Origin of the sequence: Rhizobacter sp. (assembly GCF_035702065.1) — a bacterium.
In the GTDB taxonomy this organism is placed as follows: domain Bacteria; phylum Pseudomonadota; class Gammaproteobacteria; order Burkholderiales; family Burkholderiaceae_C; genus Rhizobacter.
Genome location: NZ_DASSRA010000498.1, coordinates 1 through 18,789 on the forward strand (window position 1 = coordinate 1; position 18,789 = coordinate 18,789).

22 protein-coding genes are annotated in these 18,789 nt (G+C 69.6%); 14 read left to right on the forward strand and 8 right to left on the reverse strand.

What is annotated here, in order from left to right; genetic code table 11:
- On the reverse strand, nt 1-961 hold a 961-nt coding region (locus VFL64_RS22370), incomplete at its 3' end, for an FAD-binding oxidoreductase (protein WP_489542596.1).
- Nucleotides 962-1,084: 123 nt separating this feature from the next.
- Between VFL64_RS22370 and VFL64_RS22375 the strand changes: the two genes are divergently transcribed.
- The 10 genes from VFL64_RS22375 (at nt 1,085) to VFL64_RS22420 (ending at nt 9,639) form a co-directional block, all read left to right on the forward strand.
- Nucleotides 1,085-1,597, forward strand: coding sequence for an RDD family protein (locus tag VFL64_RS22375; protein ID WP_489542597.1), 513 nt, complete (start codon nt 1,085-1,087; stop codon nt 1,595-1,597).
- An 11-nt stretch (nt 1,598-1,608) separates the two neighbouring features.
- Nucleotides 1,609-2,313, forward strand: coding sequence for an RDD family protein (locus VFL64_RS22380; protein ID WP_489542598.1), 705 nt, complete (start codon nt 1,609-1,611; stop codon nt 2,311-2,313).
- Nucleotides 2,310-3,302, forward strand: a complete 993-nt coding sequence (locus VFL64_RS22385; RefSeq protein WP_489542599.1) for a stage II sporulation protein M — start codon at nt 2,310-2,312, stop codon at nt 3,300-3,302. The genes VFL64_RS22380 and VFL64_RS22385 overlap by 4 nt, the downstream gene beginning before the upstream one ends.
- Nucleotides 3,292-4,020 (forward strand): hypothetical protein, encoded by a 729-nt coding sequence (locus VFL64_RS22390; protein WP_489542600.1) that lies wholly within the window; start codon nt 3,292-3,294, stop codon nt 4,018-4,020. Before VFL64_RS22385 ends, VFL64_RS22390 begins: the two co-directional genes overlap by 11 nt.
- Complete coding sequence (locus VFL64_RS22395) at nt 4,010-4,759, forward strand: DUF4129 domain-containing protein (RefSeq protein WP_489542601.1); 750 nt, start codon at nt 4,010-4,012, stop codon at nt 4,757-4,759. The genes VFL64_RS22390 and VFL64_RS22395 overlap by 11 nt, the downstream gene beginning before the upstream one ends.
- Nucleotides 4,756-6,015, forward strand: coding sequence for a DUF4350 domain-containing protein (locus VFL64_RS22400; protein ID WP_489542602.1), 1,260 nt, complete (start codon nt 4,756-4,758; stop codon nt 6,013-6,015). Before VFL64_RS22395 ends, VFL64_RS22400 begins: the two co-directional genes overlap by 4 nt.
- Before the next feature lie 12 nt (nt 6,016-6,027).
- Complete coding sequence (locus VFL64_RS22405; RefSeq protein WP_489542603.1) at nt 6,028-7,017, forward strand: AAA family ATPase; 990 nt, start codon at nt 6,028-6,030, stop codon at nt 7,015-7,017.
- An 11-nt stretch (nt 7,018-7,028) separates the two neighbouring features.
- Nucleotides 7,029-8,387, forward strand: a complete 1,359-nt coding sequence (locus tag VFL64_RS22410; protein ID WP_489542604.1) for a DUF58 domain-containing protein — start codon at nt 7,029-7,031, stop codon at nt 8,385-8,387.
- A 93-nt stretch (nt 8,388-8,480) separates the two neighbouring features.
- Nucleotides 8,481-9,050 carry a DUF805 domain-containing protein gene (locus VFL64_RS22415; RefSeq protein WP_489542605.1) on the forward strand — a complete coding sequence of 190 codons (570 nt, stop codon included), beginning with the start codon at nt 8,481-8,483 and terminating at the stop codon, nt 9,048-9,050.
- A gap of 13 nt (nt 9,051-9,063) precedes the next feature.
- Entirely contained in the window at nt 9,064-9,639 is a 576-nt protein-coding gene (locus VFL64_RS22420; RefSeq protein ID WP_489542606.1) for a cob(I)yrinic acid a,c-diamide adenosyltransferase, read from the forward strand.
- Between the two features lie 6 nt (nt 9,640-9,645).
- Here VFL64_RS22420 and VFL64_RS22425 read toward each other — a convergent pair whose 3' ends face one another.
- Nucleotides 9,646-10,764: a 3-deoxy-7-phosphoheptulonate synthase gene (locus VFL64_RS22425; protein WP_489542607.1), complete on the reverse strand. Its 1,119-nt coding sequence runs from the start codon at nt 10,762-10,764 to the stop codon at nt 9,646-9,648.
- 372 nt (nt 10,765-11,136) lie between these two features.
- Between VFL64_RS22425 and VFL64_RS22430 the strand changes: the two genes are divergently transcribed.
- Nucleotides 11,137-11,388 (forward strand): hypothetical protein, encoded by a 252-nt coding sequence (locus tag VFL64_RS22430; protein ID WP_489542608.1) that lies wholly within the window; start codon nt 11,137-11,139, stop codon nt 11,386-11,388.
- Here VFL64_RS22430 and tldD read toward each other — a convergent pair.
- Nucleotides 11,385-12,860: a metalloprotease TldD gene (gene tldD, locus VFL64_RS22435; protein ID WP_489542609.1), complete on the reverse strand. Its 1,476-nt coding sequence runs from the start codon at nt 12,858-12,860 to the stop codon at nt 11,385-11,387. The genes VFL64_RS22430 and tldD overlap by 4 nt on opposite strands.
- A gap of 67 nt (nt 12,861-12,927) precedes the next feature.
- Nucleotides 12,928-13,824, reverse strand: coding sequence for a 16S rRNA (cytidine(1402)-2'-O)-methyltransferase (gene rsmI, locus VFL64_RS22440; protein ID WP_489542617.1), 897 nt, complete (start codon nt 13,822-13,824; stop codon nt 12,928-12,930).
- Nucleotides 13,825-13,837: 13 nt separating this feature from the next.
- Here rsmI and VFL64_RS22445 point away from each other — a divergent pair, with 13 nt between their 5' ends.
- Genes VFL64_RS22445 through VFL64_RS22455 form a run of 3 tightly spaced genes read left to right on the forward strand, consistent with a single transcriptional unit; the run spans nt 13,838 to nt 15,548 of the window.
- Nucleotides 13,838-14,218, forward strand: a complete 381-nt coding sequence (locus tag VFL64_RS22445; RefSeq protein ID WP_489542610.1) for a YraN family protein — start codon at nt 13,838-13,840, stop codon at nt 14,216-14,218.
- Between the two features lie 59 nt (nt 14,219-14,277).
- Nucleotides 14,278-14,874 carry a phosphoheptose isomerase gene (locus VFL64_RS22450; RefSeq protein ID WP_489542611.1) on the forward strand — a complete coding sequence of 199 codons (597 nt, stop codon included), beginning with the start codon at nt 14,278-14,280 and terminating at the stop codon, nt 14,872-14,874.
- The gene (locus VFL64_RS22455; protein ID WP_489542612.1) at nt 14,871-15,548 is read left to right on the forward strand and encodes a BON domain-containing protein; all 678 of its coding nucleotides are present in this window, start codon (nt 14,871-14,873) and stop codon (nt 15,546-15,548) included. The genes VFL64_RS22450 and VFL64_RS22455 overlap by 4 nt, the downstream gene beginning before the upstream one ends.
- Before the next feature lie 12 nt (nt 15,549-15,560).
- Here VFL64_RS22455 and VFL64_RS22460 read toward each other — a convergent pair whose 3' ends face one another.
- The 4 genes from VFL64_RS22460 to VFL64_RS22475 form a co-directional block, all read right to left on the reverse strand.
- On the reverse strand, nt 15,561-16,451 hold the full coding sequence (locus VFL64_RS22460) for an NAD(P)-dependent oxidoreductase (protein WP_489542613.1): 891 nt from the start codon (nt 16,449-16,451) through the stop codon (nt 15,561-15,563).
- 64 nt (nt 16,452-16,515) lie between these two features.
- Nucleotides 16,516-17,652 carry a PilT/PilU family type 4a pilus ATPase gene (locus tag VFL64_RS22465; protein WP_489542614.1) on the reverse strand — a complete coding sequence of 379 codons (1,137 nt, stop codon included), beginning with the start codon at nt 17,650-17,652 and terminating at the stop codon, nt 16,516-16,518.
- Between the two features lie 30 nt (nt 17,653-17,682).
- On the reverse strand, nt 17,683-18,333 hold the full coding sequence (locus VFL64_RS22470) for a cyclic nucleotide-binding domain-containing protein (RefSeq protein ID WP_489542615.1): 651 nt from the start codon (nt 18,331-18,333) through the stop codon (nt 17,683-17,685).
- Nucleotides 18,334-18,366: 33 nt separating this feature from the next.
- Nucleotides 18,367-18,789: type IV pilus twitching motility protein PilT (locus VFL64_RS22475; RefSeq protein WP_489542616.1), on the reverse strand; the 423-nt coding region annotated here is incomplete at its 5' end.

The window sequence follows — 18,789 nt, forward strand, 5'->3', positions numbered from 1 at the left end:
CCCATTCGAAATCTTCGCCGCCGTTGTCCTTGGCCGCTTCCTGCACGATCTCGGCCTGCTCCTTCACGCTGGCTTCGCTGCCATGGAATTCCATCAGCAGCATCGGTGATTCGCGCAGCGTCAGCTTGTCGTGGCGGTTCACCGCGCGCACCGCGTGCACGTCGAGCAGCTCGCAGCGGGCGATGGGCACGCCGAGCTGGATCGTCTGGATGGTGGTGCGAACCGCAGCGTCGACGCTCGGGAAGCTGCAGATCGCCGCCGAGATCGCCTCGGGCAGCGGGTAGAGCTTCAAGGTGATCTCGGTGATCACACCCAGCGTGCCTTCGCTGCCCACCATCAGGCGCGTGAGGTCGTAGCCCGCCGACGACTTGCGCGCCCGCGTGCCGGTGTGGATCACTTCACCTTGCGGCGTGACGACGGTGAGGCCCAGCACGTTCTCGCGCATCGTGCCGTAGCGCACGGCGTTGGTTCCGCTGGCGCGGGTGGCGCTCATGCCGCCCAGCGTCGCGTCGGCGCCGGGGTCGATGGGAAAGAAGAGGCCGCTGTGGCGGATCTCGTTGTTGAGCTGCGTGCGCGTGACGCCGGCCTGCACGGTGACGGTCAGGTCTTCGGGGTGCAGCGAGACGATCTGCTTCATGCGGCCGAGGTCGATGCTCACACCGCCCTGCACGGCCAGCAGGTGGCCTTCGAGCGACGAGCCCACGCCGAACGGAATCACCGGCGCCTCGTGCGCGGCAGCCTGCTGCACGACGAAGGCGACCTCCTCGGTGCTCTCGCAGAACACCACCAGGTCGGGTGGCGGCACGTCGAACGGCGACTCGTCGCGGCCGTGCTGTTCGCGCACCGCGAGTGCCGTGGAACAGCGCTCGCCGAAGCGCGCCTTCAAGGCCTCTTGCATGGCCACGGGCACGGGCCGCCGCTCGAAGCTGGGCAAGACATGGCTGGGAAGGGCGGCGTTCAAGGCAGTCTCCTGTGTGTACTGTGCGCCGATTCTGCGCGCCCCACCCCGGGGCCGTCGCAGGAGCAACCCTAGAATCAGCCCGACATCCGCCAGACAAGAGCACGTTCCCCGGGAGGAAAGCCGATGAGCAGTGTGGACAACGAGGGCCGCTTTGCACCGCCACGCGCCGCCGTGGCCGACCTGCCCGAAGCCGTCGACGGCCTGGTGCTCGCCAGCCGCGGCCGCCGCTTCGCGGCCGTGCTCATCGACATCGTGGTGCTGATCCTCGCCACCCTCATCGCCGGCTGGCTCACGCCCTGGCAGCCCTGGGACGAAGCCGAAGAAAGCCTGTGGAGCCCGCAGCTGCGCACCGCGCTGTGGGACGTGGCCCTGCTGCTGGTGGTCAACGGCTACCTGCTCGCCACGCGCGGGCAGACCGTCGGCAAGCTGGCGCTGGGCATCCGCATCGTGCGGCCCGACGGCTCGGCCGCTTCGCCTTGGCGCGTGCTCGGCCTGCGCTACTGCCTGCTCAGCCTGCTCAACATCGTGCCCGCGCTGGGCCTGCTGTTCGGTCTGGTCGATTCGCTGTGCATCTTCCGCGCCTCGCGACGCTGCCTGCACGACGACATCGCCGACACCATCGTCATCAGGGCCTGACCGCCACGCCTGTGTCGCTCGATACGCTGTACACCGCCGAAACCCCCGAGGGCATTGCGCTCTCGCTGCGGCCGGCCGGGGTGGCGGCGCGTGCGCTGGCCTACATGGTCGACCTGGGCGTGCGCTTCGGCCTGTACCTGGTCGTGGCGATGGTGGCCGTGGCCTTCGGCGGCATGGGCCGCGGCCTGCTGCTGGTGAGCGTGTTCCTGCTGGAGTGGTTCTACCCGGTCGTCTTCGAGCTGATGCGCGGCGGCGCCACGCCGGGCAAGCGCCTGTTCGGCCTGCAGGTGGTGATGGATTCGGGCCTGCCCGTCACACCCGCCGCGTCCATCACACGCAACCTGCTGCGTGCGGCCGACTTCCTGCCCTTGCTCTACGGCTTCGGCCTGGTGGCCATGCTCCTGCGGCGCGACTTCAAGCGCCTGGGCGACCTCGCCGCCGGCACGCTGGTGGTCTACCGCGACACCGTGGCCCTGCACGGCAAGCTGCCCGACGCGCCGCCCCTGGCGCCGGCCCGCGCGCTGGCGCCACGCGAGCAGGCGGCCATCGTCGCCTGGGCCGGCCGCGCGGCGCGGCTCACGCCGGCGCGGCTGGACGAGCTGGCGCAGCTGGCCCGTTCGGTCACCCCCCACCAGGGTGCAGGCGATGCGACACGCCAGCTGCTGGGCGTGGCGCAATGGCTGGTCGGCCGGCGCGGCGGAGGCGGCACACCATGATGACGCCGCTGCAGTTCGAGGCCGCACACGCGCCGCTGTGGCAGGAGTTGGAGACCTCGCTCGACCAGGCCGAGAAGCAGCGCGCACAGAAGAAGCGCGCGCCGCTCGACGGCGCCCGCCTGGCCGCGCTCTACCGCCGCAGCTGCGAGCACCTGGCGCTGGCCCAGGCGCGCGCCTACCCCATCCACCTGACGCAGCGGCTCGAATCACTCACGCAGCGCGCGCACCGCCTGATCTACCGCCGCCACGACTACGGCGTGGCGCGCCTCAAGCAGCTGGTGCTGGTCGACTTCCCGCAGAGCGTGCGCGCGCACCACGGCTACCTGTGGGCCGCCCTGCTGCTCTTCGCCGTGCCGCTGCTGGCGGCAGGCTGGGCGGCCTGGCGCGACCCGGGCTTCATCCTGCACCTGGCGAGCGCCGAGCAGGCGCTGGAATACGACCGCATGTACGACGAAGGCTCGCGCGCCTTCGGCCGCACGCGCGACGCCAGCACCGACTGGCAGATGTTCGGCTTCTACGTGATGCACAACATCGGCATCGGCTTCCAGTGCTTTGCCGGCGGCCTGTTCGCCGGGCTGGGCAGCGCGTTCTACCTGGTCTTCAACGGGTTGCAGATCGGCGGCATCGCGGGCTACCTCACGGCGCGCGGCCATGGCGATAACTTCTGGTCCTTCGTGGTCACGCACGGCGCCTTCGAGTTGACAGGCATCGTGCTGTCGGGCGCGGCCGGCCTGCGCCTGGGCCACGCGCTGCTCTCGCCCGGGCGGCGCACGCGGCTGCAGGCCCTCACGCAGGCGGCGAGCGACAGCATCGTGGTGGTGTACGGCGTGATCGGCCTGCTGGTGATCGCCGCGGCGGTGGAGGCCTTCTGGTCGTCGGCGCGCTGGATTCCGCCCGAGCTGAAGTACGGCGTGGGCGCGGCCTGCTGGGGGCTCGTCATCGCCTACCTGGGCTGGCAAGGCCGGCCAAGGAATGCCCATGCAGGTTGATGCCATCGCCGTCGAGCTGCGCCCGCGCCCGATGTGGGAGGCGGCCGACCTCGGCGTGCGCCTGCTGCAGGCCAACGCGCCCTCGGTGTGGCGCAGCTGCGGCCCGGTGTTTGCGGCGGTGCTGCTGCTCGCGCTGGCCACGGTGGAGATCGCGCCCTGGCTGCCCACGCTCTTGATTTTCTGGCTCAAGCCCTGGCTCGACCGCAGCCTGCTCTTCGTGCTGGCCCGCGCGGTGTTCGGCCAGGACACGCGCTTCGCCGACCTGTGGAGCGCGCAGCGCGCCGTGTGGTGGAGCGCGTTGCCGAGCACGCTGCTCTGGCGGCGCCTGTCGCCCTGGCGCGCCTTCACGCAGCCGATCTACCAGCTCGAAGGCCAGCGCGGCGCGGCCCGCCGCCAGCGGCGCACGCAGCTGCTGCGCGGCCAGCGCGGCGCGGCGGGCGGCATGCACTTCGCCTTTGCCAACATCGAAGCCTCGCTGATGCTGGGCGTGGTGGCGCTGGTGTTCCTGTTCGCGCCCGAAGACCTGCGAGGCGACATCTTCACCTGGCTGACCAGCGACACCGCGCCCGGCGCCTCGCTGTGCCTGGCCGCCGTCTATGGCGTGGTGGTGGCGGTGCTGGAGCCCTTCTACGTGGCCGCCGGCTTTGCGATGTACCTCAACCGCCGCGTGCAGCTCGAAGCCTGGGACATCGAGCAGGAGTTCCGCCGTGCGTTCTAGCCATGCCTGGCTGCTCGCCTTGGCCTTGCTCGGCGGCCCCGCGGCGGCGGCCGAGCCCGCCTCGGCCCCCACGCGTGCGCAGGTCACCGAAGCGGTGGAGCAGGTGCGCAAGGATCGCGACCTCGGCGGCACCCGCCTGCAGAAGACGCTGCGTTTCAAGGACACCGAGACCCAGAAGCCGCCCGACCCGAAGACCGCCGAAAGCGGCTTCTGGGCCTGGCTGCGCGACTTCTCACGCTGGCTGACCGAGGCCGGCCGCATCGTCGTGTGGGTGCTGGCGGCCATCGCGGTGGCGGCCGTGCTCGTCGGCCTGCGCCACTGGGTGCGTGTGCGCGCCGGTGCGGTGCGCGGCCCGGGGCCGGCGCTGCCCAGCCATGTGCGCGAACTCGACATCCGCCCCGAGAGCCTGCCCGAGCGCATCGGTGCCGCCGCCGCTGCGCTGTGGCAACGCGGCGAGCACCGGCCCGCGCTCTCGCTGCTGTACCGCGGGGCGCTCTCGCGCCTGGTGCACCAGCATGCGGTGCCGATCCGCGCCGCCAGCACCGAAGGCGAATGTGCGGCGCTGGCCGCCGTGCGCCTGGCCCCCGAGCGCAGCGCCTTCTTCGGCCGGCTGGTACAGGCCTGGCAGCTCGCGGTCTACGGCGCGCGCCTGCCCGACACCGCCAGCGTGCTGGCCTTGTGCGCCGAGTTCGATGTTCAACTTCCCGCTGCGCCCGCCGCGCAGCCGGCCAGCGCATGAGCCCCAGCACGCGCGACTGGCTGATGCGCGCCCTGCTGGTCGCGGCGATGGGCGTCGTGGCGGTCTGGGTGGCCTCATGCACCGAATGGGCCGAGGTCGAAGTGCCGCTGCCCGAGCGCGGCGAGGCCGCAAAGAACGAGCTCTACGCCACCCAGCAGCTGCTGCGCCGCCTGGGCAGCACCGTGGCCGCACCGACCCACCTCGCGCAGATGCCGCCGCCGCAGGCCACGCTGATGCTGAGCTCGTGGTACTGGGATCTCTTCCCCGAGCGCGCGCAGCGGCTCAAGGCCTGGGTCGAAGGCGGCGGACACCTGGTGCTCTACGCGAGCAGCCTGCAGCACCGGCAGCTCAAGGACTGGTTGCCGATCAAGCCGGTGGCGCCGCCGCGCAAGCCCGGCAGGCCCGAAGATGCGGATGAAGACGATGACGAGGCCGACCAGGAGCCCCCGCCGGCCGGCTTGCGCGCCAAGGCCCCGCCCTGCGCCGACGCCGTGGAGCCCGACACCGTGCCCTCCGCCTATACCGACGGCAAGCGCCACTTCAAGGTCTGCGGCTCGGGCTTCGAGTTCCCGGGGCCTCAGCTGCAATCGCGCAGCGACCCGCTGTGGCTGGTGCAAGGCGCCAAGGGGCCCTTGGTGCTGCGCGCAGCCGTTGGCCGTGGCCAGGTCACCGTGGTCCGCGCCCCTGACCTGTTCGACAACCGCATCGTGGTGAAGGGCGACAACGCCCTGGTCGCCGTCGCGGCCCTCAAGGGCGGGCCCGGTGCGCACGTGTGGTTCGTGACCGAAGAGGCACGCCCGCCCATCCTCCGCTGGCTATGGCGCGAGGCGTGGGTGGTCGTCGTGCTCGGCGCGCTGGCGCTGGCGCTGGCCCTGTGGCGCAGCGCGCGCCGCTTCGGCCCGCTGATGGCGGTGCCGGCGCCCGGGCGTCGCTCGATCGCCGAGCAGATCAGCGGCACCGCGCAATTCCTTCACCGGCAAGGGCCCGAGGCGCTGCTCGCCGCGCAGTTCCGCGCGCTCGAAGCGGCCGCGCGCAGCCATGTGCGCCACTACGACCAGCTCGATCGCAGCCAACGCGCCGCCGCCATCGCCAAGATGACGGGTCAGGATGCCAGCGCCTTGACGTCCGCGTTCAGCCGCGCGCTCGACACGCGCCTCTCGCGCCGCCGCACCGACCTGCCCGCCACGCTCGAATTGCTTGAAACCGCACGCCGCCTGCTGGTGCAGCGCCGCCCCCACACCGCTTCCACCAAATAAGAAGGACACCCCATGCAGATCAAACCCACCGACCTGAGCCGCGCGGCCGAGCTGCTGCAGACCTTGCGCACCGAAGTCGGCAAGGCCGTGGTCGGCCAGCAGTTGGCGGTCGACCAGATCCTGGTGGCGCTGGTCGCCTCGGGCCACGTGCTGATCGAAGGCGTGCCGGGCCTGGGCAAGACGCTGCTGGCACGCGCGCTGGCCAAGGCCATGGCGCTCCACTACGCGCGGGTGCAGTTCACGCCCGACCTGATGCCGTCGGACATCACCGGCCACGCGGTGCTCGACGCACGCAGCGGCGAAGCCGGCCTGGGTGCGCTGCGCGTGCACCGCGGGCCGGTGTTCACGAACCTGCTGCTGGCGGACGAGATCAACCGGGCGCCGGCCAAGACGCAAAGCGCGCTGCTGGAGGTGATGCAGGAGTACCAGGTCACGCTCGAAGGCCAGACACTCGCGCTGCCACGGCCCTTCATGGTGCTGGCCACGCAGAACCCGATCGACACCGAAGGCACCTACCCGCTGCCCGAGGCGCAGCTCGACCGCTTCCTGCTCAAGATCGACATCGGCTATCCGCCGCACGACGAAGAGACCGCCATCCTCAAGCGCACCACCGATCAGCTGACGGGCGACCAGTTCCCGCTCGACGCGCTGACGCCCGTGCTCGACGAACGCGCGGTGCTCACGCTGCAGCGCATGGCCGCCTTCATCCGCGTCGACGACAAGGTGCTCGACTACGCGGTGCGCATCGTGCGCAGCACGCGCAGCTGGCCGGGCCTGGCCTCGGGCGCCGGCCCGCGCGGCGCGATCGCGCTGGTGCGTGCCGCGCGGGCCACCGCGCTGATGGGCAACCGCGACTTCGTCACGCCCGACGACATCAAGCAGTTCGCCCTGCCGGCACTGCGCCACCGCGTGATGCTGGCGCCCGATGCGCAGCTCGAAGGGCGTGAGATCGGCGAGCTGCTGGCGGCGGCACTCGACAGCGTCGAGGCACCGCGCCTCTGAGCTTGGCCGCGATGCGCCAGCTCATCCCCAGCCGCGCTTCGGTGCTGGTGCTCGCCGCCAGCGCAGTGGCCAGCGCCATGGCGCTGGCGGTGGGTGCGCCACTCGCGTGGGTGGCACAAGCCGCTGCGGTGGTCGCAGCCATGGGCGTGCTGTGGTTCGTGGCCGACCTGGGCCTCACGCTGCGCGCCTGGCGCCGCCACCCGCTGCGCACCGAGCGCGCATTGCCCGATGCGCTGGCCTTGGGTGTGCCGCGCGTGCTGCAGCTGACGCTGGTCAACGAGGGGCCGCTCGCGTGGGCGCTCGATCTCTTCGACGAGGTCGACCCGCGGCTCGACTTCGACGGCCTGCCGCAGCACCTGCACCTGCCGGCCGGCACGCGGCTGGCGCTGCACTACCGCGTGACGCCGCGCCAGCGCGGGCCGGTGCAACTGGGCGCCACGCAACTGCGCCTGCGCTCGCGCGGCGGCAGCTTCGAGCTGCTGCGCACCATCGGCGACGGCCAGCGCCTGCACGTGTACCCGAACTTCGCCGCGGTGGCGCGCTATGCCTGGCTGGCCGGCGACCGTCGTCTCGCGCAAATCGGCATCAAGACCTATCCCAAGCGCGGCATGGGCACCGACTTCAAGCAGCTGTCGGACTACAAGCAGGGCGACCCCATCCGCCACATCGACTGGAAGGCCACGCTGCGCCACCAACGCCCCATCGTGCGCGAGTTCCAGGACGAGCGCGACCAGTGCGTGATCTTCCTGCTCGATTGCGGCCGCCGCATGCGTGCCGACGAAGGCGCGGCGGCCACCACCGGCGGCAGCCACTTCGACCAGGCGCTCAACGCACTGATGCTGCTGAGCTACGTGGCCTTGAAGGAAGGCGACGAGGTCGGTGCCATGACCTTCGGCAACTCGGCCGGCGAGCAGCGCCGCTTTGCGCCGCGCAAGGGCGGTGCGACGCTGAACGCGCTGATGGCGCGGCTCTACGACATCGAGCCCAGCGCCACCCACTCCGACTACCTCGCGGCTGCGCAAGACCTGCTGCGCGCGCAGCACAAGCGTGCCCTGGTGATCGTGCTGACCAACTTCCGCGACGAAGACGCGGCCGAGCTGACGCCCGCGCTCAAGCTGCTGCGCAGCCGCCACCTGGTGCTGGTGGCCAGCCTGCGCGAACGCGTGCTGCGCGAGATCGGCGAACAGCCCATCACGCAGGACCGCCACGCCATCGAGGTGGCGGGCGCGCACCTGTTCTCGCAGGCGCGCAGCGATGCGTTCGCGCGCGTGGTGGGTGGCGATGCCTTGTCGGTCGACGTGGAGCCGGAGCAGCTGGCGGTGAGCCTGGTCAACCGCTACCACGCGGTCAAGCGCGCCGGGTTGCTGTAGCCCAGGGCGCTGGCTACCATGCGGCGTCGCTTGCAGGCAGCTCTGAACCAGCCAGCGGCATACGTCCATCAAACACAACCGGAGGAGGTTTCCATGTCTGCAGTCAACCCCTACACCCCGCCACGCGCCGAGGTGTCCGACGTCCATGGCCAGGTCACCGAGTTCTCGCAACCCAAGGTGTGGTCGGCCAGCGGACGCATCGGGCGCTTGCGCTACCTCGCGTACTTCACGGTTGCCACGCTGGCGATGTACGCCTTGCTGGCCTTGGCCGGTGTCGTCGGCGGGCTCAGCGGTTCGGAGAACCTCCTCTTCGGCCTGATGGGGCTCGCCTACCTGCCGTTCTTCGTGTTGTCGATCCTGCTGCTGATCCAGCGCTCGCACGACATGGGCTGGTCGGGCTGGACGGTGCTGCTGGCCTTCATCCCGCTGGTCGGCCTGATCTGGCTGTTCAAGGCCGGCACGCCGGGCGCCAACGCCTACGGCGCGCCGCCGCCGCCCAACCCCACGTCGGTCAAGATCCTGGGGCTGGCCCTGCCGGTCATCGCCTTCATCGGCATCCTGGCCGCCGTCGCGCTGCCGGCGTACCAGAAGTACACCCTGCGCGCCAAAGCCGCGCAGATGCAACAGCAACAGCAAGCTGCCCCCGCGCAGCAACAGCAGTAAGAGGCACGGACCCATGGCCAACCGGCTCACGCAGATCGCCACACGCACCGGCGACGACGGCACCACCGGCCTCGGCGACGGCACGCGCGTCCCCAAGGACCACCTGCGCATCCAGGCCATGGGCGATGTGGACGAGCTGAACTCGCAGCTCGGCGTGCTGCTCGCCGAACCGCTGCCTGATGAGGTGCGCGAGCTGCTGGTGGTGATCCAGCACGAGCTCTTCAACCTGGGTGGCGAGCTGTCGATTCCCGGCTACGAGCTGCTGAAGGCCGATGCGGTGCTGCGCCTCGACGAGGCGCTGGCTCACCACAACGCCGCACTGCCGCGCCTGAAGGAGTTCATCCTCCCAGCCGGCACGCGCAGCGCCGCCATCGCCCACGTGGGCCGCACCGTGGCGCGCCGCGCCGAGCGCGCGGTGGTGGCGCTGGCCGCCGTGGAGAAGGTGCGCGCCGAGCCGCGCCAGTACCTCAATCGGCTCTCGGACCTGCTCTTCGTGCTGGCCCGCGTGCTCAACCGCGCCAACCTCGATGGGTTGGGCGGTGACGACGTCTACTGGAAGAGCGAGCGGCTCGCGCGCGACGCCGAGTGACGCCTATCAGCCTCGGCGCGCCTTGACGGCCGCGCTGAGGGTGTCGAGCACACTCAGCGAATCGTCCCAGCCGATGCAGGCATCGGTGATGCTCTGGCCGTAGGTGAGCTTGGCGGGGTCGTCCTTGCCGGCGCTGAACTTCTGCGCACCGGCCTTGAGGTGGCTCTCGACCATCACGCCGAAGATGCGGCGCGAGCCGCTGCCGATCTGTGCCGCGATGTCGCGCGCCACATCGATCTGGCGCTCATGCTGCTTGCTGCTGTTGGCGTGCGAGCAGTCAACCATCAGCGTGGCCGGGAGCTTGGCAGCTTCCAGTTCCTTGCAGGCGGACTCGACGCTCGCCGCGTCGTAGTTGGGTGTCTTGCCGCCACGCAGGATCACGTGGCAGTCCTTGTTGCCCTTGGTCTCGACGATGGCCACCTGGCCGTTCTTGTGCACCGAGAGGAAGTGGTGTGGCCGCGCCGCGGCCTGGATGGCGTCGGTGGCGATGCGGATGTTGCCGTCGGTGCCGTTCTTGAAACCGATCGGCGCCGACAGCCCCGAAGCCAGTTCGCGGTGCACCTGGCTCTCGGTGGTGCGCGCGCCGATGGCGCCCCAGCTGATCAGGTCGCCGATGTACTGCGGCGAGATCACGTCGAGGAACTCGCTGCCGGCCGGCACGCCCAGGCGGTTGATCTCGGTGAGCAGCTGGCGCGCGATGCGCAGGCCTTCGTCGATGCGGTAGCTCTCGTCGAGGTAGGGATCGTTGATCAGGCCCTTCCAGCCGACGGTGGTGCGCGGCTTCTCGAAGTAGACGCGCATCACGATCTCCAGCGTGCCGGCGTACTTCTCGCGCTGCTCGCGCAGGCGGCGGGCGTAGTCGACAGCGGCGGCCGGGTCGTGGATGGAGCAGGGGCCGATGATGACCAGCAGGCGGTCGTCCTTGCCGGCCATGATGTGCTTGATGCGCTGGCGGGTCTCGGCGATCAGCGTCTCGGCAGCCGTGCCGCGAATGGGGAAGAAGCGCACCAGGTGCTCGGGGGGTGGCAGAGGCATCACGTCCTTGATCCTTTCGTCGTCGGTCTGGCCTGTCTTGTCGACGGGCGCATACCAACCCTCTGCGGCGCTGGCGGACTTGGCATTCATTCGGGCTCTCCTCGCTGTGGTGTGTGGAATCGGATGGGGCAAAAAAAAACCGCCGGGGTATCCCGGCGGTTTGGTGAGTTCGGTGCGTTTGTTGTCAGCCTACGCGCTCGCCTCTCCTCCGCCGGTGCGGTGCGAGAACCAAAAGTAGGCAAAGAAGAAGCTGGCGAAACGCATGGCCGCGAATGTAGCACGGCGCCCGGTCGGGCCGTCAAGCGCGCAGTTTTCAACGGCCGGGCCGACTGAGTGCACGCTTACCAAGTGTTGCGAGAAGCGAAGCGTGCGCTTGTTCCTGTTCGCTGCCATGGGGCCTGCCTAGCATGGGTTCACCGGGGGCCATGCGCCATCCGCCCGCAACTCACGAGGGAACCTGCCATGAACCGCACCCATCTGATTCGCACCCTGAGCCTCGGTCTGGCCTCGCTGGCGTTGGCCACCGCCAGCTCCGCTGCGACGCCCGGCTACGACGAGGTGGCTCGCCTGGTGGAGGCCGATGGTCTCGTCACCGACGAGCTGCGCGACGCTCCCGTGGCTCTGCTGGCAGAGGCCGACGGGCTGGTCACGAACCAGTTGCGCGCGGAGATCGCGCGCAGCGCCGGCGCCGTGATGCTCGCGGCGGGCCGCTAAGCGGTTCCGCCCACCGTCAGCCGGTCGATGCGCAGCGTCGGCTGGCCGACACCCACCGGCACGCTCTGGCCTTCCTTGCCGCAAACACCGACACCGGTGTCAAGCTTCATGTCGTTGCCGATCATGCTGACGCGCGTGAGGGCGTCGGGGCCGTTGCCGATGATGGTGGCGCCCTTCACCGGGTACTGGATCTTGCCGTTCTCGACCCAGAAGGCCTCGGAGGCCGAGAACACGAACTTGCCGCTGGTGATGTCGACCTGGCCGCCACCGAAGTTGGTGGCGTAGAGGCCGCGCTTGAGGCTCGAAATGATTTCTTCCCTGGTCTTGTCGCCACCCAGCATGTAGGTGTTCGTCATGCGCGGCATGGGCACGGCGGCATAGCTCTCGCGCCGGCCGTTGCCGGTGGGGGCCACGCCCATCAGGCGGGCGTTCATCGAGTCCTGGATGTAGCCCTTCAGGATCCCGTCTTCGATCAGCACGTTGCGCTGGCTGGCATTGCCTTCGTCGTCGACGTTGAGCGAGCCACGGCGGTCGGGGATGGTGCCGTCGTCGAGCACGGTCACGCCCTTGGCCGCCACGCGCTGGCCGATGCGGCCACTGAAGGCGCTCGAGCCCTTGCGGTTGAAGTCGCCTTCGAGCCCATGGCCCACGGCTTCGTGCAGCAGCACGCCGGGCCAGCCGGGGCCGAGCACCACGCTCATCTCACCGGCCTTGGCGGGGCGGGACTCGAGGTTGGTGAGCGCGGCCTTCACCGCGTCGTTCACGTAGCTCTCGATCATGCTGTCGTGGAAGTAGCCGAGGCCGAAGCGCCCGCCGCCGCCGCCGCTGCCCACTTCGCGGCGCACTTCGCCGCCAACGGTCTGCTCGGCGATCACGGTGACCGACAGGCGCACCAGCGGGCGCACGTCGGCGGCCAGCGTGCCATCGGCGCGCGCCACCAGCACCACGTCGTACTCGGCGGCCACGCCGGCCATCACCTGCTTGACGCGCGGGTCCTTGGCGCGGGCGAGCTTCTCGACCTTTTCGAGCAGCGCCACCTTCTGCGTGCTGTCGAGCGTGGTGATCGGGTCCATCGGTGCGTACAGCACGCGGCTCTCGGCCACGCGATGCTTCGCCGGGATCTTGACGCTGCGGCTCTGGCCCGCCGCGGCGATGGTGCGCACGGTCTGCGCCGCGTCGAGCAACGCGGCCTCGGAGATGTCGTCGGAGTAGGCAAAGGCCGTCTTCTCGCCCGCCACCGCGCGCACGCCCACACCCTGGTCGATGCCGAAGCTGCCCGACTTGACGATGCCTTCCTCCAGGCTCCAGCCTTCGCTGCGCGTGTACTGGAAGTACAGGTCCGCGTCGTCGATGCGGTGCTCGGCGATGGTGGCCAGCGCCCGCGAGAGCGTGGCGTCGGTCAGGCCGAAGGGTTCGAGCAGCAGCGACCTGGCGACCGCCAGACGCTCGAGGGTGGGTTCGCGGGAGATCATCGAACCAGTGTAGGAGTGGGCCCGCGCCAGCGGGGCGGGAAAAGCCCCTTCGGCACCGCGACCGGCGTCAGGCCGGGTCGCCGCCCTGCGCCTTCAGAGCCAGCGCACGCGCATAGAGCGCATTGCGCGGCGCGGCGGTGAGCTCGGCCGCGAGGGCCACGGCCTGCTTGAGCGGCAACGCCGCCATCAGCGAACGCAGCGTGCGGTCGTGGGCGGCTTCGTCGTCGCCAGCCGCCTGCGCCGGTCGGGCATGCACGACAACGACGAACTCGCCGCGCGAGCGGTTCGCATCGGCGGCCAACCAGGCAGGAAAGGTCGCGGCCGGCATCGTCTCGACCGACTCGAACTGTTTGGTCAGCTCACGGCACACGGTGACGGACCGTTCGGGCATCGCATCGGCCAGCCCCTGCAGCAACGCGGCGATGCGGTGTGGCGCCTCGAACAGCACCTGTGCGTCGGCGCGATCGGCCACTGCCTGCAGCGCGTGGGAACGGTCGCCGCCCTTGGGCGGCAGAAAGCCCACGAACGAGAAGCCGGCGGCGATGGTGTCGCCAGCCACACACAGCGCGGCGAGCGCACTGCTCGCACCGGGCACCGGCACCGCACGGTAGCCCGCTGCACGGCACGCGGCCACCAGCGCCGCACCCGGGTCGCTGACGGCCGGTGTGCCGGCATCGCTGACGTAGGCCACGCGCTCGCCGGCGGCCAGCCGCGCGAGCACGGCGCCGGCGGCCTCGCGCTCGTTGTGTTCGTGCACGGCGAGCAACGGTTTGTCCAGCCCCAGGTGGCGCAGCAGGGGCGCGCTGTGGCGCGTGTCTTCGCAGGCCACCGCGTCAACCAGCGCGAGCACATGGATGGCCCGCAGGCTCAGGTCGGCCAGGTTGCCGATGGGCGTGGCGACGACGTACAGCGCCCCTGCGGGATACTGCTGCGCACCGGCGGCCGCCTGGGCCGCTTGCAGCATCAACGAGGAAGCAATGGTCACGGCAGGGCTGACGACAAAGGGAACGGGGGATGAAGCGGAAGCGCAGGCCTTGGCCCATTTGACGAGCCAGGGCCTGAAGCTCGTGCAGCGCAATTATCGGGTGGCCGCCGGCCCGCGCGCCCGCGGCGGCGAGGTCGACCTGATTGTGCGCGAGCGCGATGGCACGCTGGTGTTCGTTGAAGTGCGCGCCCGGCGCAACGCCAGCCACGGGGGCGCGGCCGCCAGCGTCACGCTGTCGAAACAACGCCGTGTCATCTATGCGGCGCAGCACTACCTGCTGCAGTTCGCCTCGCCGCCGCCCTGCCGCTTCGACGTGGTGACCATCGAGGGCGGTCAGCTGCAATGGCTTCGCGCGGCGTTCTCGGCCGACTGAACACAGCACCACGCGCGGGGAACCCGCCCCCGAAGATCGGTGTCATATCATCCATGCCCATGCTTGAACAACGCATACAGCAGCAGTTCTTCGACAGCGCCGACCTCAAGTACGCGGCCGCCGAGATCCTCTCGCGCCCCATCGCCGACGCGGTGAGCGCGGTGGTCGGCAGCATCACCTCCGGCGGCAAGGTGCTGGCCTGCGGCAATGGCGGCTCGGCCAGCGACGCGCAGCACTTCGCCGCCGAGTTCATCGGCCGCTTCGAGCGTGAGCGGCCCGGCCTCGCGGCCATCGCGCTGACCACCGACACCTCCATCCTCACCGCCATCGGCAACGACTACAGCTTCGACGACATCTTCGCCAAGCAGGTGCAGGCGCTCGGCCAACCGGGCGACGTGCTGATTGCCATCACCACCAGCGGCAACTCGGCCAACGTGCTGAAGGCTGTGGTGGCCGCGCGCAGCAAGGAGATGACGGTGATCGCCCTCACCGGCCGAGGTGGCGGCAAGATGAACGAGCTGCTCACCGAGACCGACGTGCACATCTGCGTGCCCCACGAGCGCACCGCGCGCATTCAGGAGGTCCACATCCTCGCGCTGCATTGCCTGTGCGACGCAGTGGACCTGCAACTGCTAGGAGAACAGGAAAACACATGACTCGAACGACTTCCCGCGCGATGCCCTTCGATCGCTTGCGCAGCGTGGCCGTGATCGGCGCGCTGGTGACCGCCACCGCCGCCCTCTCGGGCTGCGCTGCCGTGCTGGTGGGTGGCGCGGTGGTTGGCGGCACGCTGCTCGCGACCGACCGCCGCTCGTCCGGCGCACAGATCGACGACCAGTCCATCGAGCTGAAGGCCAACACCCGCATCCGCGAGGTGCTGGGCGACCGCGGCCACGTCAACGTGACCAGCTACAACCGCATCGTGCTGCTCACCGGCGAGGTGCCGACGGAAGAGAACAAGGCTGCCATCGAGCAAGGCTTGGGCCGGCTCGACAACGTGCGCGCCACGGTCAACGAGCTCGTGGTGGGCACCGCCAGCTCACTGAGCAACCGCTCCAACGACGCGCTCGTCACGAGCAAGGTGAAGGCCACGCTGGTCGACGCCGGCGACATCTCGGCCAACGCCTTCAAGGTGGTCACCGAGCGCAGCATCGTCTACCTGATGGGCCGCGTGACCGAACGCGAGGCCGACCGCGCCGTGAACCTCACCCGCAGCATCGGCGGCGTGCAGAAGGTGGTGCGGGTGATGGAAGTGATCAGCGAAGCCGAACTGGCCGAGATCGACCCGAACACCGCGCCCAAGGCCTCGACCACTGGCCCGCGGCCGTGAGCGACCAGCGCCTCAGCCGAGGCGCTTGATCAAGCTCGAGGTGTCCCAGCGCTGGCCGCCCAGCGCCTGCACGTCGGCGTAGAACTGGTCGACCAGGGCCGTCACCGGCAGGCGCGCGCCGTTGCGCCTGGCCTCGTCGAGCACCAGGCCCAGGTCCTTGCGCATCCAGTCGACGGCGAAACCGAAGTCGAACTTGCCGTCGACCATGGTCGGGCCGCGGTTGTCCATCTGCCAGCTCTGGGCCGCACCCTTGCCGATGACGCCCAGCACGGCCTTCATGTCCAGGCCCGCCTTCTGGCCGAAGGCAATGGCCTCGGCCAGGCCCTGCACCAGGCCGGCGATGCAGATCTGGTTGACCATCTTGGCCAGCTGCCCCGCGCCGCTGTCGCCCAGCAAGGTGACGGCCTTGGAGAAGGCCATGGCCACCGGCTGCATGGCGGCGAAGGCCGCGGCATCGCCGCCGCACATCACCGTGAGCGCGCCGTTGATGGCGCCCAGGTTGCCTCCGGAGACCGGCGCGTCGATGAACTCCAGGCCACGTGCACGCGCTTCGGCAGCCAGTTCGCGCGCGACCTCGGCCGAGGCGGTGGTGTGGTCGACGAAGACGGCGCCCGGCTTCATCCCGGCAAAGGCGCCGCGCTCGCCGACCGTCACGCTGCGCAGGTCGGCGTCGTTGCCCACGCAGGCGAACACGATGTCGGCATCGCGCGCCACGGCTTCGGGCGTGGAGTCGCTCGATCCACCGTACTCGCCGACCCACTGCGCCGCCTTGGCCGCCGTGCGGTTGTAGACGGTGACCTGGTGGCCGGCGCGCTGCAAATGGCCCGCCATCGGGTAGCCCATCACGCCCAGGCCGATGAAGGCGACACGCTTGGAGGGAACGGGGTCGTAGGTCTTGGTCATGGCTTCATCCTTCGGAAATGAAAACGGCCTCGACGGAGCGAGGCCGTGCGCGCGTGCTGCGCGATCAGACGATGGTGAGGTGTTCCGTGCCGGCGGACAGGTCGGTCGAACGCGCGCGGTTGCTGTGCAGCTTGATCTGCAGCCGCAGGTCGTTCACCGAGTCGGCGTTGCGCAGCGCGTCTTCGTAGGTCACGAGGTGGTTCTCGTAGAGGTCGAAGAGCGCCTGGTCGAAGGTCTGCATGCCGAGCTCGCGGCTCTTCTTCATGATCTCCTTGATCTCGGCCACCTCGCCCTTGAAGATCAGGTCGGAGATCAGCGGCGTGTTGAGCAGAATCTCCACCGCCGCGATCCGGCCGCGGCCTTCCTGGCGCGGCAGCAGGCGCTGCGAGACCAGGCTCTTCAGGTTGAGCGACAAGTCCATCAGCAGCTGGGCGCGCCGCTCTTCGGGGAAGAAGTTGATGATCCGGTCGAGCGCCTGGTTGGCGCTGTTGGCGTGCAGCGTGGCCATGCACAGGTGGCCGGTTTCGGCGAAGGCCACGGCGTGCTCCATGGTCTCGCGGTCGCGGATTTCGCCCATCAGGATCACGTCGGGCGCTTGGCGCAGCGTGTTCTTCAGCGCCGCTTCCCAGCCTTCGGTGTCGAGCCCCACCTCGCGCTGGGTCACGATGCAGTTCTTGTGCGGGTGCACGAACTCGACCGGGTCTTCGATGGTGATGATGTGGCCGTGCGAGTTCTCGTTGCGGTAATCGACCATGGCCGCCAGCGAGGTGCTCTTGCCCGAGCCGGTGGCGCCCACGAAGATGACCAGGCCACGCTTGGTCATGGTCACGTCCTTCAGCACCTGCGGCAGGTTCAGGCTGTCGATGGTCGGCAGGGTTTGCGGAATGGTCCGCAACACCAGGCCGACGTGGCCCTGTTGCACGAAGGCGTTGACGCGGAAGCGGCCGATGCCCTGCGGCGAGATCGCGAAGTTGCACTCCTTGGTGCGCTCGAACTCGGCCGCCTGCTTGTCGTTCATCACCGAGCGCGTGAGCGCCAGCGTGTGCTGGCTGGTCAGCGGCTGCGGCGACACCTTGGTCACCTTGCCGTCGACCTTGATGGCCGGCGGGAAGTCGGCCGTGAGGAACAAGTCGGACCCGTTGCGCGACACCATGAGGCGCAGCAGGTCGTTGACGAACTTGGATGCTTGGTCTCTTTCCATGATGTCCTTCTCTCTCTCGGCGCGGGGCCGTCAGTTGCTCGACAGCAGAGCACTCAGCCTTGCACTCACCTGTCGCAACCGGAGCGACAGGCGCCGCGACAGCGAGGCCAACAAGGCCAGGCCCAACCGCGGCTCGAACATGATCATCTCATCCAGACGCTGCGCATCTACCACCGCCAGGGTACAGGGCGTGAGCGTCGTGCAGGCCGAGAAGCGGGCCCCCGCGTCGAGCAGAGACATCTCGCCCAGCATGTCGCCGGCGCGCGCCTCGGCCAGGCGCGCCCGCCCGCCCCAGGGTTGCACGCGGTCGACTGCGAGCGTGCCGTCGAGCACGATCAGCATGTAGTCACCCTGCTCGTCCTGGCCGATCACTTCCTGATTGGCCGGCACCGTCACGAACTGCAGGTACTGGCTCATGCGCGCGAGTTCGTCGGGGCTCAACGCCGCCACGTACCGGTCGGCGCCCCAGAGCTTGGCGAACAGCGGTTCGGCCTGCTTTCGATCGAGCGGTTGCGCACCCACTTCCTTGGCACGCGAGGCCCAGGTGGCCAGCGTCTGCACCTCGTCGGGGCGGTCGGAGAACTGGGTGGAAAAGAAGCCGGAATCGGCCGGGTGGCTGTCGACCGCCTCGCCCACCGCGGCGCCAGGGCTGCGCTTGAGTCGATCGAACAGTTTCTTCACGTGAGCCCTCGCTCGGGTTGCGCAAGGCTCGGATCAGCCGGGGAAGTTTTCCGGGAACTTGGCCTTGGCACGCGCCTCGGCGGGAGAAATGATGTTGCGGCGAACCAGGTCAGCGAGGTTCTGGTCGAGCGTCTGCATGCCCATGTTGTTGCCGGTCTGGATCGACGAGTACATCTGGGCGATCTTGTTCTCGCGGATCAGGTTGCGGATGGCCGCGGTACCCAGCATGATCTCGTGCGCGGCCACGCGGCCGCTGCCGTCCTTGAGCTTGCACAGGGTCTGCGAGATCACGGCCACCAGCGATTCGGAGAGCATCGCGCGGACCATTTCCTTTTCGGCCGCAGGGAACACGTCGACCACGCGGTCGACCGTCTTGGCGGCGCTGGACGTGTGCAGCGTGCCGAACACGATGTGGCCGGTTTCCGCGGCGGTCAACGCCAGGCGAATGGTTTCCAG